Below are 15,144 nucleotides of genomic sequence, written 5' to 3' on the forward strand. Positions count from 1 at the left end.
ATGGACTACAGAAATCTCGGCGCATCCGGCCTCAGAGTATCGGTCTTAAGCTTCGGCGCGGGCACATTCGGCGGCAGCGGCCCACTTTTCGGCGCCTGGGGCAATACCGGTGCCGAGGAAGCGCGGCGGCTCGTCGACATCTGCCTGGAAGCCGGCGTCAATCTTTTCGACACAGCCGACGTTTATTCGGCCGGCGCTTCCGAAGAAGTGCTCGGCCAGGCGATCCGCGGCCGGCGCGACGCTGTGCTGATCTCGACGAAAACGGCGCTGCCGATGGGCGATGGGCCGCAGGACTGGGGAACGTCGCGGGCGCGGCTGATCCGCGCCACCGAGGATGCGCTGCGCCGGCTCGGGACCGACTATATCGACCTGCTGCAGCTTCATGCTTTCGATGCCTCGACGCCGGTCGAGGAGGTGCTGTCGACGCTCGATGGGCTCGTCGCCGCAGGCAAGATCCGCTATGTCGGCGCTTCGAATTTTGCCGGCTGGGAACTGATGAAGTCGCTCGCCGCCGCCGAGCACCACGGCTATCCGCGTTATGTCGCCCACCAGGTCTATTATTCGCTGGCCGGGCGCGATTACGAATGGGAGCTGATGCCGCTTGGCGCCGACCAGGGTGTTGGAGCGCTGGTCTGGAGCCCGCTTGCCTGGGGACGGCTGACCGGCAAGATCCGCCGCGGCCAGCCGCTGCCTGCGGCAAGCCGTCTGCACGAGACGGCGCAATACGGCCCGCCGGTCGACGACGAAAAGCTGTTCGACATCGTCGACGTGCTCGACGCCATCGCGGGCGAGACCGGCCGGACGGTGCCGCAAATCGCCATCAACTGGCTGCTCAGCCGGCCGACGGTGTCGAGCGTCATCATCGGCGCCAGAAACGAGGAGCAGCTCAGGCAGAACCTCGACGCGGTCGGCTGGAGTCTGTCGAAGGCTCAGATCGAAAGGCTCGACGCCGTCAGCGCGGTGACGGCGCCTTATCCCTATTTCCCCTATCGGCGGCAGGAGGGTTTTGCGCGGCTCAATCCGCCGATCGTCTGAGGCGCCGGGGGCGGCGGATTTGGCTATAACAAGCCGCCTACAACAAAAGGGGAATGAATTCTTCTCCCAATCTTAACTGGACAGCCGCTTTGACTTGCCGCATACCCAGCCTAACCTGCGGAACACGATATGGTTTCCGCGGAATAGCAGGGAGATCAAAGGGATGGCGCTGAAGGACGCAAAGGCCGGCACACGCAACGAGGTGGGTATCGCCGCCGTGCTAGGCATTCTCAAGCAGAGCTTCGGCGAGCGCTTCCAGACCGGCCAGTCCTTCCGCGAACAGCATGCCCATACGACCACCTATATCCCACCGCAGCTGCCGGACGGCGTGCTCTTCGCCGAGAGTGCCGAGGATGTGAAGGCGGCGGTCAGGGCATGTGCGACCCACAAGGTGCCGGTCATCGGATTCGGCACCGGCACCTCGCTGGAGGGGCAGATCAATGCCGCCCATGGCGGTATTTCGATCGATTTCAGCCGCATGAACCGGGTGCTCGAGGTCAATCCCGAAGATCTCGACTGTACCGTCGAGCCGGGTGTGACACGCGAAGCGCTGAACATCCACCTGCGCGATACCGGCCTGTTCTTCCCGATCGATCCCGGCGCCAACGCCTCTATCGGCGGCATGGCCTCGACGCGGGCGTCCGGCACCAATGCCGTCCGCTACGGAACGATGAAGGACAATGTGCTTGCCGTCACCGCGGTCACGGCCAATGGTGAAGAGATCCGCACGGCCCGGCGCGCCCGCAAATCTTCGGCGGGCTACGACCTGACGCGGCTCTTCGTCGGCGCCGAGGGCACGCTCGGCATCCTGACCTCGGTGACGCTGCGCCTGCAGGCGATCCCGCAGAAGATCGCCGGCGGGGCCTGCGCCTTTCCGAGCATCAAGGCCGCTTGCGATGCCGTCATCATGACGATCCAGACGGGCATTCCGGTGGCGCGCATCGAGCTCGTCGACACGGTGCAGATGCGAGCCTGCAATGCTTATTCCGGGCTTTCCTATGCCGAAAGCCCGACACTCTTCCTCGAATTCCACGGCACCGACGAGACGGTGCCGCTGCAATCGGGAGCGTTTGCCGAGATCGCGGCCGAATGCGGCGGCAGCGAATTCCTGTGGACCGCCAATGCCGAGGAACGGACAAAACTCTGGAAGGCGCGCCACGACGCCTATTGGGCAGCAAGGGCGCTGGCGCCCGGGCTCGCCGCACTTTCGACCGATGTTTGTGTTCCGATATCGAGGCTCGCCGATTGTGTTTCCGAAACGCAGGCGGATATCGAGGAGCACGGGCTGCTGGGGCCGATCGTCGGCCATGCCGGCGACGGGAACTTCCATGTGCTGCTGTTGTTCGACGACAGAAGTGCCGAAGACATCGCCATGGCTGAGACCTTCGTGCAGCGACTCAACCAGCGGGCGCTCGACCTGGACGGGACATGCACCGGCGAACACGGGATCGGGCAAGGCAAGATGGCGTTTCTAGAACAGGAGCTTGGCGGCGCGGTGGATCTGATGCGACAGGTGAAACAGGCGCTCGATCCGGACGATATCTTCAATCCCGGCAAGATTTTCCACCATGGCTGAAAACGGAATAGTCTCATGAAGTTGGGCCTTGCCCCCGGCATGAATAGCGCTAGAACAGGATGATGTTGGGCCGGCTCAACCTAAAATCTGAATCCTGTTCTCAAATAAAGAGTTAGAGGATGATGTCGTCCGAAAACCGTTCACACTTTTCGGCATCATGCTCTAGTGTCGTCAACAGAATCCCGAATGGAGACGCTTTGCATTGGTAGGCCGGTTCCTCGTCTTTCTGGGGGGAGTGATCGTCGTAGTGCTGTTTGTGGCGCTGCTTGCGCCGCTGTTCATCGACTGGACGGATTTCCGCAAGAATTTCGAGGATCAGGCAAGCCGCATCATCGGCAAGAAAGTCACCGTCTACGGCACAGTGGATGCGCGCCTGCTGCCGTTTCCATCAGTGACGCTGCACGACGTGCGCGTTGGCCAGGAAGCTGACGGCACGCCGATCGTCAAGGTCGAGCAGTTCTCCATGGATGCGGAGCTCGCGCCTTTCCTGTCGGGTGAAGCGCTGATCTTCGACATGCGCCTTGTCAATCCGAAGGTGCGCTTGAGATTGCTCAAGGACGGCACGCTCGACTGGATGCGTGGCAGCCGCGCGGAAATACCGGCAAGGACAGTCGTACTCGAAAACGTGCATGTCAGCGGCGGCGAGGTCGAATTCATCGACGACCAGTCGGGCCGCTCGCGTCGCGTCACCGGCCTCAATGCGGAAATGTCGGCAAAGTCGCTGGCCGGTCCCTGGCGCATCGAAGGCGACGCTGCGCTCGACGGCGAACACGGCGGCTTCTCGATCTCGAGCAGTCAGCCGGACGAGAAGGGGGTGCTGCGCATGCGCACCAGGCTTTCGCCGGACAAGCACCCTGTCAGCGTCGATCTGGACGGCGAGTTGAAGCTCGTCGACAGCAAGCCGAACTATCAGGGCCAGCTTTCGGCCGCGATCGAAATCCGCAACAGCGCCAAGCCCGCCAACAAAAAAGAGCAGCCGCCGCGCGTCAAGGGCCGCTTCGAGCTCACCAATGAACGCATCCGCATTCCCGAATACCGGATGGAGATCGGCCCGACGGACGATCCCTATGTTATAACCGGCGAGGCGACGCTCGATACCGGCAATGCGCCGGAATTCCTGTTGACCGCTGGTGGGCAGCAGATCGACGTCAACCGCATCGGCAATCAGGGCGCGGCGGGCAAGACGACACGGGATCCCGCTGTTTCGGCGCGCCAACGGCTGAATTCGCTGATCGATATCGTCCGGCAGGTGCCGATCCCGCAGGTGCCGGGCAAGGCGAGTGTCAAACTGCCGGCGATCGTCGCCGGCGATACGACGCTGCGCGACGTGCAGCTGGAGCTCGAACCGGCCGGCACCGGCTGGATGATCGACAGCGCCACCGGCATGCTGCCGGGGCGCACGCAGGTGGAAGGCAAGGGCAAGCTCCTGCTTGAGGGCGAACCTTCGTTCAATGGCCAGATCGTGGTGGCCTCCAGCCAGCCGACGGGGCTTGCCTCCTGGCTTGCCGGCTCGGTCGATCCGGCAATCCGGCAATTGCGGCAGGCTGGCTTTTCCGCCAATGTCAGCCTGACGCACGAATTGCAGCGTTTTGAAAATCTCGAGATTGCCATCGGACCGGCGACGCTGAAGGGTCGGCTGGAGCGCCAGGCGATCTCCGGCCAGACGCCGACGTTGTCGGTGGCGCTGAACGGCGATACGCTCGATCTGGACGCGCTGCAGGCGCTGAGCGGGCTCATGACCGGCCCGGATGCCGGCGATAACGTGCTCGACCACAAGATCGCCGCCCAGCTCAAGGCCGATAAGTTCACGGCCTTCGGCGTCAGTGCCGAGAATGTCGAGACCACCTTTACGATCGCCGATGGGGCGCTTGCCGTCGACCGGTTGTCGATCAAGAATATCGCAGGTGCCGAGCTTACGGCGACGGGCAGGGCGGAGGGCTCGCTGCTCGATTACAAAGGCGCCGGTGAGATCACTTTCAGATCGGCCGATCCCGGCGGGTTCTTCACCATGCTGCGCGAGCACCTGCCGCATCACCCGGTGCTTGACCGGCTGGTGCGCAATGCCGGCTGGTACGGCAATACGGCCCTGCGCGGCGCACTGACGCTCGGCGGCGACGAGGGCAACGCGCTGACCGTGACGCTTGCCGGCGTGGCGAACGGCAGCCGCGTCAATCTCGACTACCGCATGTCCGACCTCCTGGCGTTGACCGGCAACGGCACGACGAGCCTCGAGGCGACGCTCGAAAACGCCGTGCCGTCCATCCTGTTCGGTCAGGCCGGGCTCGACCCGCTGCCGGTCGATGTCGGGGCCAATGGCCGCCTGACGCTCAAGGTGAAGGCATCGGGCAACGATCCTGCCGATGCGGCGCTGAGCTTTGCGACCGACCGGACCTCGTTCATGGCCAATGGCAAGGTCGATGTCCGGCCGGAGAGCTTCATGAACGGCCAGATCGCACTGTCGCTCGACAGCGCCGATATCGACCCCTATCTCATCATGAACGGCATCGCCCTGCCGCAGACCGGATCCGGGCTGCCGCTCGGCCTGCAAGTCAATGCAGCCGTCGATAGCGACAAGATCGTCCTTTCGGATCTTAAGGGGCATGCGGCCGACAACGAATTTTCAGGTGCGCTGACCCTCGACCGGAAGGCTGCGAAGACGACAGCGAGCGGCGGCCTGACGCTCTCTAAGGCCGATGCCGGCTGGCTCAGCGAGGCGGTATTCGGCCAGATCGTCGATCCCGCCAACGGACAGCTGGCGACGGCGCCGCTGGGGCTGCCCGTCTTCAAGGATCTCGACGTCAACGTAAAGCTGACGGCCAAGCAGTTCTGGCCGGGCCTGCCGGAAACGGCGGTGTCGGACTTCACCAGCAACGTCGCCTACAAGGGCGACGAGTTGCAGCTCAACGACATGGCCGGCAACTGGGACGGCGGAAAGCTTTCCGGCAACCTGTTCTTCACCAATGCCAACGGCACCGGCTTCCTGCAGACGAAGCTTGCGCTTGCCGATTCCGATCTTTCCGGCGTCGTCTGGCTGCGCGACGGCGCGCCGATCGCCAACGGCAAGTTCGGATTGTCGCTGTCGATGGAGGCCTCGGGCAAGACGATCGGCGAGATCGCCAGCTCGCTCAATGGTTCCGGCGAACTGAGGCTCGGCGATACCAGCATACGCGGGCTGAACCTTGCCATCCTTCCGCCGCTGCTTGCCGCGACCGATACGATGCAGGAGCAGATCAATGCCGGCAAGGTGCATCCGATCATCGAAACACTGCTCAGCAACGGCGAGGCGAAGCTGCCGCCGCTCGGCGTTCCCTTCAACATCACCGACGGGACGCTGAGGGTGCAGAATGTCACCGTCGCCAACGATCTCGCCAGCATCACCGCCGATGCGCAGATCGCGCTGCCGGAAGAGCGGGTCAGCGCGACGCTAGGTGTCGGGTTCAATCCGGGAACCGAAGCGCTTTCCGGCGCCGAGCCGGCGCTCAAGCTGAATTTTTCCGGCATGCTGCCGTCGCCCGGCAAGACGATGGATGTGACCGATATCACCAGCTACCTGTCGCTGCGCGCCTTCGAGCGCGAGCGCCGGCGGGTCGAGCGGCTGCAGGCGATCGTGCTCGAAAAACAGCGGTTGCGTCGCGAGGTTGCGCTCTATCGGTTCAACGACGCCGAGCGCATCAAGGCGGCCGAGATCGAGCAACAACGGCAGGCGGAGGAAGAGCGGCTGCGTGCACTGGCGCAGGAGGCGGCCGAACGCAGGGCCGCCGCCGAGGCGGAGGCCGCACGTGTTGCGGCTGAAGCGAAGGAGAAGGCGGATGCGCAGGCAAGAGCAGCAGCCGAGGCAGCGCGTCGTGGGGAGCAGTCGCAGCCCGGCCAACTCAATTTCGATCAGGTGCCCGGCGTTCAGGCGCAATAAAGCGTGTCACAGCCACGGCTGCTCTTTTCTCGGCGAGTTGCCTTGTTCTCTCCGGCGCGGCCGGTTGATCGGCCGTTATGACGATCACGTTGACGTGACGGCGTAACAAACTGCCCCCTCACAGCGAAATCAAACATATCGGGTTGGGTAGTTCCAACATCGAAGCCGTTTGAAAGGGGAGCGCCAACATGAACCAGCGGGGAAAGATCGCTGCAACGATCGCATCAACTCTTGCTGCCGTCACGACCACGATGCCGGTATTTGCCGCCGATCGATCACCGACGGTTGTCGAGCTGTTCACCAGTCAGGGCTGCTCGTCTTGCCCACCGGCCAACGCCAATCTCATCAAGATCAGCAGCCGCCCGGACGTGCTGGCGCTGAGCTTTTCGGTGACCTATTGGGATTATCTCGGGTGGAAGGACACCTACGGGAAACCGGAATATACGCAACGGCAGGTCGATTACGAGCCGGCGCTGCGGCAAGCTGGTCCCTTCACGCCGCAAATGGTGGTGAACGGCACGACAACCACAGTCGGCAACCGTCTTTCCGACGTCGAGGCGCTACTATCCCAGGCGCGACCGCCCAAAGGGCCGAGCCTCGCACTTGATCATGATCGCATCGAGATTGGCGGAACCTCCAATGTCGCGAACGCGGCCGACGTCTGGCTCGTTCGTTATGATCCGCGCATCGAATCCGTTCCGGTGGCGCGTGGCGAGAATGAGGGCAACACCCTGCCGCATACCCATGTCGTGCATCGTCTCGATCGCTTGGGAATATGGAATGGATCGAAGGCTTCCTTTCCCCTTCCTCTGTCGGAATCAGGGCTGAAAACGGCCATCCTGGTGCAGGCGCCGAAGGGTGGTCCCATCCTGTCGGCGATCACGGACTGAGCTTTGCAACGACACTCTCAATGACGCGCGGCCACGTTGCGCGTCACCTTGCCTGAATTGCGGCCTTCAGCCACGAGAGCACATGCAGCCGCAGCGCCGAGGAGAGATTGCTGTCCGTAGGGCGGTGGTCGTCGATTTCGGAAATCAGGGTAGCGAGCGGGATCGAACGGCTTGCGGCGATCGTCTTCAGTTCGACCCAGAATTCATCTTCGAGCGAGAAGCTGGTGCGATGGCCGTGCAGTGTCGCCGAATGCTTACGGATCACGACGGGCTGTTTCAGATCTTGGTTGGGGTTTAGAGATCGATTCAAGGCGATCGCGCAAGTGGCTGATCGCAGAATCCATTCCGGCTCTTAAAGCTTTGCGTGAAGCCGTCATGCGCCGTCGTCATCGGTTTCGATCCGGCCGTCGCGATGGGCCTTGTCGGCCTTGTCGTTCAAGCTGCGGGTCAGTTGTTTCTCGGCCTTGGTTCGGCCGAAGGAGACGCGGTTCTGCTCGGACTGCCTCTCCTTTTCGGAGCGGGCCTGCTTCTTGCGGAACTGGCGCAGGTTGACGATTTCGGCGCTCATGGCTCTCGATTCCTATGAAAAAGGGAGGCTTGGCCTCCCTTTCAAATCACTGCTTCTTGCGGAAGGAGTCGAGTGAGACGACGGAGCCCGGTTTTTTCTCTTCGCCGTCGGCGGGTTTTGTGCCCGCGACGTCGTCGGGCTTTCCGGCCGCATCCACCGGATAGGCGGTGATTTCGCCGGACGGCAATTCCTCGCCATCGGCGAGAGGCACGTCGAATTCGAGCTCGAAGTTGACGGAGGGATCGTAGAAACCGCGGATCGCATTGAATGGGATGACCAGTTTTTCCGGAACGTCCGAGAAGGAAAGGCCGATCTCGAAATGCGTCTCAGTGATCTTCATATCCCAGAACTGGTGCTGGATGACGATGGTCATCTGCTCGGGGTATTTCGACTTCAGATGCTGGGAGATGCGCACGCCGGTCGCGCCAGTGAGGAAGGTGATGAAAAAGTGGTGATCACCGGGCAGGCGGCCCGTGGCTGCAACTTCCGCCAAAACCTTGCGGATGACGCCGCGAAGTGCATCCTGTGCCAGAATGTCGTAGCGGATATGATCCTGCCCCATGCTTTTCCTGTCTTTCGTCGGTTCGGAGTCTTTTCACAAGGTTGTATGCCACGTCCGGGCGCCTTGGGAAAGACCGGAGCCGAGTCACGTTTTTAAGCAGCATACATGATTTCGGCGGCAGGGAGAAGGTGAAGGCTTCTGTTGCCAGGTGCCTTCGGACCCCGCCTAGAGGTGCGAACCACTAGGACTTTGATTGAAGTGTCACACCGCGATTAAGCAGCGAGACGAGCTTCCGCATAGTTGTCGTTTGCAACTACAATTTTAGCCCGATAACGGCGGTACAATGCCGAGCAAAAAGACGATCTTTACACCCTTGTCGATCCTGTTTCGCCCCCATCAAAAGCCGGCCTTTAAGACCGCCGGTTTTTGGTGGAGGCGCCGGGTACCGCCCCCGGGTCCAATAGGTTTATTACACCGCTCATTTATCGCCATAGCCGGCCCGAAAGCCGGCAGGGGTGATATAGTGGTTTCCTCAGCCCATGGAAAGGGCAAACGTCATAAAAGCGTTATGCGACCCATCAGAAACTTTGGGAAAATGCCCGCCGGTGATTGGTTTCCCAGTTCCGAAGGCTTAAATTAGCCGAAACGGAATCAGCGCGACATGAAGCAATATCTCGATCTCTTGAATCATGTGATGGAAAAGGGCTCCGACCGGGGCGACCGTACCGGCACCGGCACGCGTTCGGTCTTCGGCTATCAGATGCGCTTCGACCTCGAAGAGGGCTTCCCCGTCCTCACCACGAAAAAGCTGCATCTGCGCTCGATCATCCACGAGCTTCTCTGGTTCCTGAAGGGCGAGACGAACATCCGCTATCTCAAGGAGAACGGCGTTTCGATCTGGGACGAATGGGCCGACGAAAACGGCGATCTCGGGCCGGTTTACGGCGCCCAGTGGCGCTCCTGGCCAGCGCCCGGCGGCGGCCATATCGACCAGATCGCCAATCTGGTCAAAGGCATTGTCAACAATCCGAATTCGCGCCGCCATATCGTTTCGGCCTGGAATCCGGCCGAAGTGGACGAAATGGCGCTGCCGCCCTGCCATTGCCTGTTCCAGTTCTATGTGGCTGACGGCAAGCTTTCCTGCCAGCTCTACCAGCGCTCGGCCGATATCTTCCTCGGCGTGCCGTTCAACATCGCCTCCTATGCGCTGCTGACGATGATGGTGGCTCAGGTGACCGGGCTGAAGCCCGGCGATTTCGTCCACACGCTCGGCGACGCCCATCTCTATCACAACCATTTCGACCAGGCGAAGCTGCAGCTGGCGCGCCGGCCGAAACCGCTGCCGTTCATGCGCATCAATGCTGATGTGAAGGATATTTTCGGTTTCACCTTCGACGATTTCGAGCTGATCGGCTACGAGGCCGATGCCAGCATCAAGGCGCCGATCGCCGTCTGATCCGGGATATTTCATGGCTGACATCCGCAGGACCATTATCGCCGCCGTCGCCCGCAACGGCATTATCGGCCGCGACGGCGACATGCCGTGGCGGCTTTCGAGCGATCTCAAGCGCTTCAAGGCGCTGACATTGGGCAAGCCTGTGGTGATGGGCCGCAAGACCTACGATTCGATCGGCAAGCCGCTGCCGGGACGGCCGAACGTCGTCATCTCGCGGCAGGCGGCGATAGACAATGCCGATGTGAGCATGACACATTCGCTGCCCGAGGCGATAAAGGCGGCCGAAAGGCTGGCGCTCGAAACCGGCGTCGACGAGATCTGCATTCTCGGCGGTGGGCAGGTTTATGCCCAGGCGATCGGTCTTGCCGACCGGATGTGTATCACGCATGTCGAGGCCGATCTTGACGGAGACGCGTCGTTTCCCACGATCGATCCCGATATCTGGCAGGCGGGGGAGGCGATCGCGGTTCCAGCCGGCGAGAAGGACAGTTATCCCACGCGTTTCGTCGTCTACGAACGCCGGCAGGCCTGAAAATGAACTATTTTCCAATTAAATTGACCAAGTTTCTCACGCTGCGTTGAAAGCCGATGCGGCGATACCTATAACGGTCACCAACGCGTCCGCCGGTCAGCCCCCACGGTTTCGGATGCGTGGAGACTTAACGAACAACGAGGTTTTGATGCCCTGGAGCAATCAGAATGGCGGCGGCGGCCCTTGGGGCGGCGGCGGCGGTAATAATCAGGGACCATGGGGACAGGGGCCGAACCGGCCGCGCGGTGGCGGCAAGGGCGGACCGCCCGATCTGGAAGATATCATCCGGCGCGGCCAGGACCAGCTGCGCAACATCATTCCCGGCGGCTTCAACGGCGGCGTGGCGGTGATCGTCGCGGCGATCGTCGCCGTCTTCTGGCTGATCCAGTGCATCTACGTCGTGCAGCCGGACGAACGCGGCGTCGAGCTGCGGTTCGGCAAGCCGAAGGAAGAGATTTCGATGCCAGGCCTGCATTTCCACCTGTGGCCGATGGAAACCGTGGAGACAGTCAAGGTGACCGTGCAGCAGCTGAACATCGGGGCGACTTCGGCATCGTCTTCGAATGGCCTGATGCTGTCCAGCGACAAGAGCGTCATTAACGTGCAGTTCGCCGTCTTCTACACGGTGAGTGACCCGAAGGCCTATCTCTTCAATGTCGAAAATCCGGCAGAGACCCTGCAGCAGGTTTCCGACAGTGCCATGCGTGAAATCGTTGGCCGGCGTCCTGCGCAGGACGCCTTCCGCAGCAATCGCCAGCCGATCGAAGTGGATGTGCTCAATATCCTGCAGGACACGATGAACCGCTATGGCGCAGGCGTGACCGTAACCGGAGTGACGATCCAGAACGTGGCGCCGCCGCGCGAAGTCGCCGATGCCTTCGAAGAAGTGCAGCGTGCCGGCCGTGACCGTGACAGCACGATCGAAGAGGCCAACCGCTACACGAACCAGAAGCTCGGCCAGGCGCGAGGCGATGCGGCGCGAATCCGTGAAGATGCCGCCGCCTACAAGGACCGTGTCGTGAAGGAGGCGGAAGGTGAAGCGCAGCGTTTCACTGCGATCAACGACGAATATTCCAAGGCGCCCGACGTGACCCGCAAGCGGTTGTACCTCGAAACGATGGAGCAGGTGCTGAAGAATTCCAGGAAGGTCATCATCGACGAGAAGCAGGGTGTCCTGCCCTATCTGCCGCTCAATGAGCTCGGCAAGCCGGCGCAGCAGGGAGGTTGAGTCATGACATCGAACAGACTCCCCATCGTTTTCCTCATCCTTGCCATCGTGCTGGTCGGGCTCTATTCGTCCATCTTCGTGGTCAATGCGCGCGAGCAGGCCATCGTCGTCCGTTTCGGCCAGATCCAGACGGTCAAGACCGAGCCTGGCATTTACTTCAAGCTGCCCTTCGGCTTCATGGACGCCGACCGGGTTCAGCTGGTCGAAAAGCAGGCGCTGCGGCTCGATCTCGACAATATCCGCGTTCAGGTCCAGGACGGCCAGACCTTCGATGTCGATGCCTTCGTGATCTATAACATCTCGGATGTTCGCCGCTTCCGCGAAACGGTATCGGGCGATCGCGAAGCCGCGGAAGCGCGGTTGAGAGCGCAGCTCGATTCATCGCTTCGCCGCGTCTACGGTCTGCGTGACTACAATGCGGCGCTCTCGGAAGAGCGTGTCGCGATGATGCTGGAGATTCGCGACGATCTGCGCACCGATGCCGAAAATCTCGGGCTGCATATAGACGACGTTCGCATCCGCCGCACCGACCTTTCGCCGGAGGTCGCGCCGAACACCTATAATGCCATGCGTTCGGAACGCCTCGCCGAGGCGGAGCGTATCCGTGCGGAGGGCAATGAGGAAGGCCAGCGGCGCCGGGCCATCGCCGACCGTCAGGTCGTCGAGCTCACCGCAGGCGCCCAGCGCGATGCGGAAATCCTTCGAGGCCAGGGCGATGCGGACCGCAACCGCGTCTTCGCCGAAGTCTTCAGCAAGGATCCAGCCTTCTTCGAGTTCTATCGCTCGATGGCGGCTTATTCCTCTGCCCTCTCGTCGCAGGACACGACGCTGGTGCTGTCGCCGAATTCGGAATTCTTCCGCTATTTCGACAATGCCGCCGGCAGTTTGCAGCCGCCGGCAAATCCTGCCGCACCGGCTGCGGTAACTCCCGGCGCGGCTGCTCCCGCAGCTCCCACCCAGCCGGCGAACTAACGGCAAGGGATGTCATTCGCATCCCGACGATCATGGAAGGGCTGGCCCGAGTGCCGGCCCTTTTTTCGTGGAATGGTCGAGATAATTTGGCTTTTGCGAGGCCACGTCACATTGCACGGGGATTTCGCGAAAAGGTGATTTCGCCCTCCATCATTCCGCCTTATGCTGGTGCTCAATGTGCGCATGTACCCCCTATGAGGAAGCTTGATGGCCCCCACGATTCGCTCGCCCTTCAGACGAACGCTCGCGCTTATGGCCAGCGCTGCAATTCTTGCGCATGCCGGCATGAACGGGGTCGCGTACGCCCAAACCGCACCTCAGACGACCACACCCGGGGTTACGACACCCGCTCCGGCTGCTCCTGAAACGACCGCTCCTACACCCACACCGCCGGCCGCGGCTGCTCCCGCACCGCAGCAGGCCGCCCCGATCCAGGCCGTCGTGCCCAACAGCGGTCCGGCTTCGGTCGCCGACCTCGCAGAGGGGCTGCTCGATGCCGTGGTCAACATCTCGACCTCGCAGAATGTGAAGGACGACGAGGGTGCAGGCCCGGCGCCGCGCGCGCCCGACGGCTCACCTTTCCAGGAATTCTTCAACGATTTCTTCAATAAGCAGCAGGGCAACAAGGGCGGCAACCACAATGTCAGTTCGCTTGGCTCAGGCTTTGTCATCGATCCAGCCGGCTATATCGTCACCAACAATCACGTGATCGAGGGTGCCGACGATATCGAGATCAATTTCGCCAATGGTACGAAGCTCAAGGCGAAGCTGATCGGCACCGATACGAAGACCGATCTTTCGGTGCTGAAGGTCGAGCCGAAGACGCCGTTGAAATCGGTGAAATTCGGCGATTCCAGCACGATGCGTATCGGCGACTGGGTGATGGCGATCGGCAATCCGTTCGGCTTCGGCGGTTCGGTGACGGTCGGCATCATTTCCGGGCGTGGCCGCAACATCAATGCCGGTCCCTATGACAACTTCATCCAGACGGATGCAGCGATCAACAAGGGCAATTCCGGCGGTCCGCTTTTCAACATGAAGGGTGAAGTGATCGGCATCAATACGGCGATCATTTCGCCGAGCGGCGGCTCGATCGGCATCGGCTTCTCGGTGCCATCAGAGCTTGCTTCCGGCGTCGTCGACCAGCTGCGCGAATATGGCGAGACGCGGCGCGGCTGGCTCGGCGTGCGTATCCAGCCGGTGACCGACGATATCGCCGACAGCCTGGGGCTCGACACCGCAAAGGGCGCGCTGGTCGCCGGCGTCATCAAGGGTGGCCCCGTCGACGACGGCTCGATCAAGGCGGGTGACGTCATTTTGAAATTCGACGGCAAGACTGTCAGCGAAATGCGCGATCTGCCGCGTGTCGTGGCGGAAAGCACGGTCGGTAAGGAAGTCGACGTGGTGGTGCTGCGCGACGGCAAGGAGCAGACCGTCAAAGTGAAACTCGGCCGGCTCGAGGACAGCGATCAGGCGGCGACATCCGACGATTCAGCGCCCGACGGCTCGCAGGATAACGGCGTGATCACCCCGGATCCCGGTGAGAACAACGACATGGACCAACCTGACACCGGCGATCAGGCCCAACCAGGGCCGGGTGCGCCCGACCAGCATAAGGGCCAGGTGTCGCCGGATGCGGCAACGCCGAAGAACGTGCTCGGGCTGTCGCTGTCGCTGTTGAGCGCCGAGACGCGCAAGGCCTTCGGCATCGCCGAGAGCGTCGACGGCGTCGTCGTGACAGAGGTGACGCCCGGCTCCGCTTCCGCCGAGAAGGGGCTGAAGCCCGGCGATGTGATCGTCGAGGTGGCGCAGGAGTTCATGAAGTCACCGGATGCGGTCGCCGCCAAGGTGCAGGCGCTGAAACAGGAAGGCCGCCGCAATGCCCAGCTGATGATCGCATCGGCGAATGGCGATCTGCGGTTCGTGGCGGTGCCGATGGAGTAAGGGAAAAAGGAGCGGTCAGCCGCTCCTTTTTTGATACTTAGCGACGTGGGTGCGCAACGCGGCGTTGATGTCCGTCTGGTAGCCACGGCCGCCCGCATGGCTCTTGAACCAGTCTAGGATATCGGCGTCCAGACGGATGGTCACCGATTGCTTCAGCGGCCGGTACAAATCGCCCTTGCGAGCTAGGCGCCGCTGTTCATCGGTGATCTCAGGAATGTCGCCGGTGTCGATAGCCTCGTCGGGAAGCTTCTCCAGTGCCCGAAGTTCGGCGAGCTGCGCGTCAGTCAAAGGTCGATTGCTCATATCGTCTTCTTTCGTGAGATGTCGCCTTTCGAGCGCTGATCACTCGAACGGTCTCTTCATCCTCGGCACCGAAGATGACATGGACGGCGACCAGTACAGTCACAAAACCCACGGCGCTGATCGCCAGCCATCGTTGTTCGCCGTCATGGGCCGCGTCTGGAATGAGAAGATACTGCGGATCATCCCAGATCAAGCACGCCGTCTCGAAGGAGACGCCATGCTTGGCCT

The 15,144-nt window shown here is 61.8% G+C and carries 13 protein-coding genes, 1 other RNA gene and 1 pseudogene; 9 read left to right on the forward strand and 6 right to left on the reverse strand.

Annotated elements, in window-relative coordinates; translation table 11 throughout:
• The 4 genes from ACIPSK_RS04495 to ACIPSK_RS04510 all read left to right on the forward strand — a co-directional run bounded on the left by ACIPSK_RS04495 (position 1) and on the right by ACIPSK_RS04510 (position 7,411).
• Positions 1 to 1,035: an aldo/keto reductase gene (locus ACIPSK_RS04495; protein ID WP_162115993.1), complete on the forward strand. Its 1,035-nt coding sequence runs from the start codon at positions 1 to 3 to the stop codon at positions 1,033 to 1,035.
• A gap of 163 nt (positions 1,036 to 1,198) precedes the next feature.
• Entirely contained in the window at positions 1,199 to 2,611 is a 1,413-nt protein-coding gene (locus ACIPSK_RS04500) for an FAD-binding oxidoreductase (protein WP_162115994.1), read from the forward strand.
• Between the two features lie 202 nt (positions 2,612 to 2,813).
• A complete protein-coding gene (locus ACIPSK_RS04505) occupies positions 2,814 to 6,521 on the forward strand; it encodes an AsmA family protein (protein WP_162115995.1) in 3,708 nt (1,235 codons plus the stop codon).
• A 188-nt stretch (positions 6,522 to 6,709) separates the two neighbouring features.
• A complete protein-coding gene (locus tag ACIPSK_RS04510; RefSeq protein WP_162115996.1) occupies positions 6,710 to 7,411 on the forward strand; it encodes a DUF1223 domain-containing protein in 702 nt (233 codons plus the stop codon).
• 43 nt (positions 7,412 to 7,454) lie between these two features.
• Here the strand turns inward: ACIPSK_RS04510 and ACIPSK_RS04515 are convergent, their stop codons facing one another.
• The 4 genes from ACIPSK_RS04515 to ssrA all read right to left on the reverse strand — a co-directional run bounded on the left by ACIPSK_RS04515 (position 7,455) and on the right by ssrA (position 9,031).
• Positions 7,455 to 7,676: a ribbon-helix-helix domain-containing protein gene (locus ACIPSK_RS04515; RefSeq protein ID WP_017965052.1), complete on the reverse strand. Its 222-nt coding sequence runs from the start codon at positions 7,674 to 7,676 to the stop codon at positions 7,455 to 7,457.
• Positions 7,677 to 7,784: 108 nt separating this feature from the next.
• Positions 7,785 to 7,979, reverse strand: a complete 195-nt coding sequence (locus tag ACIPSK_RS04520; RefSeq protein WP_017965051.1) for a DUF4169 family protein — start codon at positions 7,977 to 7,979, stop codon at positions 7,785 to 7,787.
• Positions 7,980 to 8,025: 46 nt separating this feature from the next.
• Complete coding sequence (locus tag ACIPSK_RS04525) at positions 8,026 to 8,541, reverse strand: SspB family protein (RefSeq protein WP_162115997.1); 516 nt, start codon at positions 8,539 to 8,541, stop codon at positions 8,026 to 8,028.
• 127 nt (positions 8,542 to 8,668) lie between these two features.
• Positions 8,669 to 9,031: a transfer-messenger RNA gene (gene ssrA, locus ACIPSK_RS04530) on the reverse strand.
• Between the two features lie 111 nt (positions 9,032 to 9,142).
• Here ssrA and ACIPSK_RS04535 point away from each other — a divergent pair.
• From ACIPSK_RS04535 to ACIPSK_RS04555, 5 genes are all read left to right on the forward strand, one after another.
• Positions 9,143 to 9,937, forward strand: a complete 795-nt coding sequence (locus ACIPSK_RS04535; protein ID WP_162115998.1) for a thymidylate synthase — start codon at positions 9,143 to 9,145, stop codon at positions 9,935 to 9,937.
• A gap of 13 nt (positions 9,938 to 9,950) precedes the next feature.
• Positions 9,951 to 10,469 carry a dihydrofolate reductase gene (locus ACIPSK_RS04540; protein ID WP_162115999.1) on the forward strand — a complete coding sequence of 173 codons (519 nt, stop codon included), beginning with the start codon at positions 9,951 to 9,953 and terminating at the stop codon, positions 10,467 to 10,469.
• 148 nt (positions 10,470 to 10,617) lie between these two features.
• Positions 10,618 to 11,697, forward strand: coding sequence for an FtsH protease activity modulator HflK (hflK, locus tag ACIPSK_RS04545; RefSeq protein ID WP_017965047.1), 1,080 nt, complete (start codon positions 10,618 to 10,620; stop codon positions 11,695 to 11,697).
• A 3-nt stretch (positions 11,698 to 11,700) separates the two neighbouring features.
• A complete protein-coding gene (hflC, locus tag ACIPSK_RS04550; RefSeq protein WP_017965046.1) occupies positions 11,701 to 12,669 on the forward strand; it encodes a protease modulator HflC in 969 nt (322 codons plus the stop codon).
• 207 nt (positions 12,670 to 12,876) lie between these two features.
• Positions 12,877 to 14,613 (forward strand): Do family serine endopeptidase, encoded by a 1,737-nt coding sequence (locus ACIPSK_RS04555; RefSeq protein ID WP_162116000.1) that lies wholly within the window; start codon positions 12,877 to 12,879, stop codon positions 14,611 to 14,613.
• 15 nt (positions 14,614 to 14,628) lie between these two features.
• Here ACIPSK_RS04555 and ACIPSK_RS04560 read toward each other — a convergent pair whose 3' ends face one another.
• Both ACIPSK_RS04560 and ACIPSK_RS04565 read right to left on the reverse strand, forming a co-directional pair.
• Positions 14,629 to 14,916 (reverse strand): BrnA antitoxin family protein, encoded by a 288-nt coding sequence (locus tag ACIPSK_RS04560; protein ID WP_162116001.1) that lies wholly within the window; start codon positions 14,914 to 14,916, stop codon positions 14,629 to 14,631.
• Positions 14,894 to 15,130, reverse strand: a pseudogene (locus ACIPSK_RS04565) (BrnT family toxin); the annotation flags it as partial. The gene ACIPSK_RS04560 and the pseudogene ACIPSK_RS04565, both read right to left, overlap by 23 nt.
• Between the last annotated feature and the right edge of the window lie 14 nt (positions 15,131 to 15,144).

Source organism: Rhizobium sp. LARHSG275 (assembly GCF_052871115.1).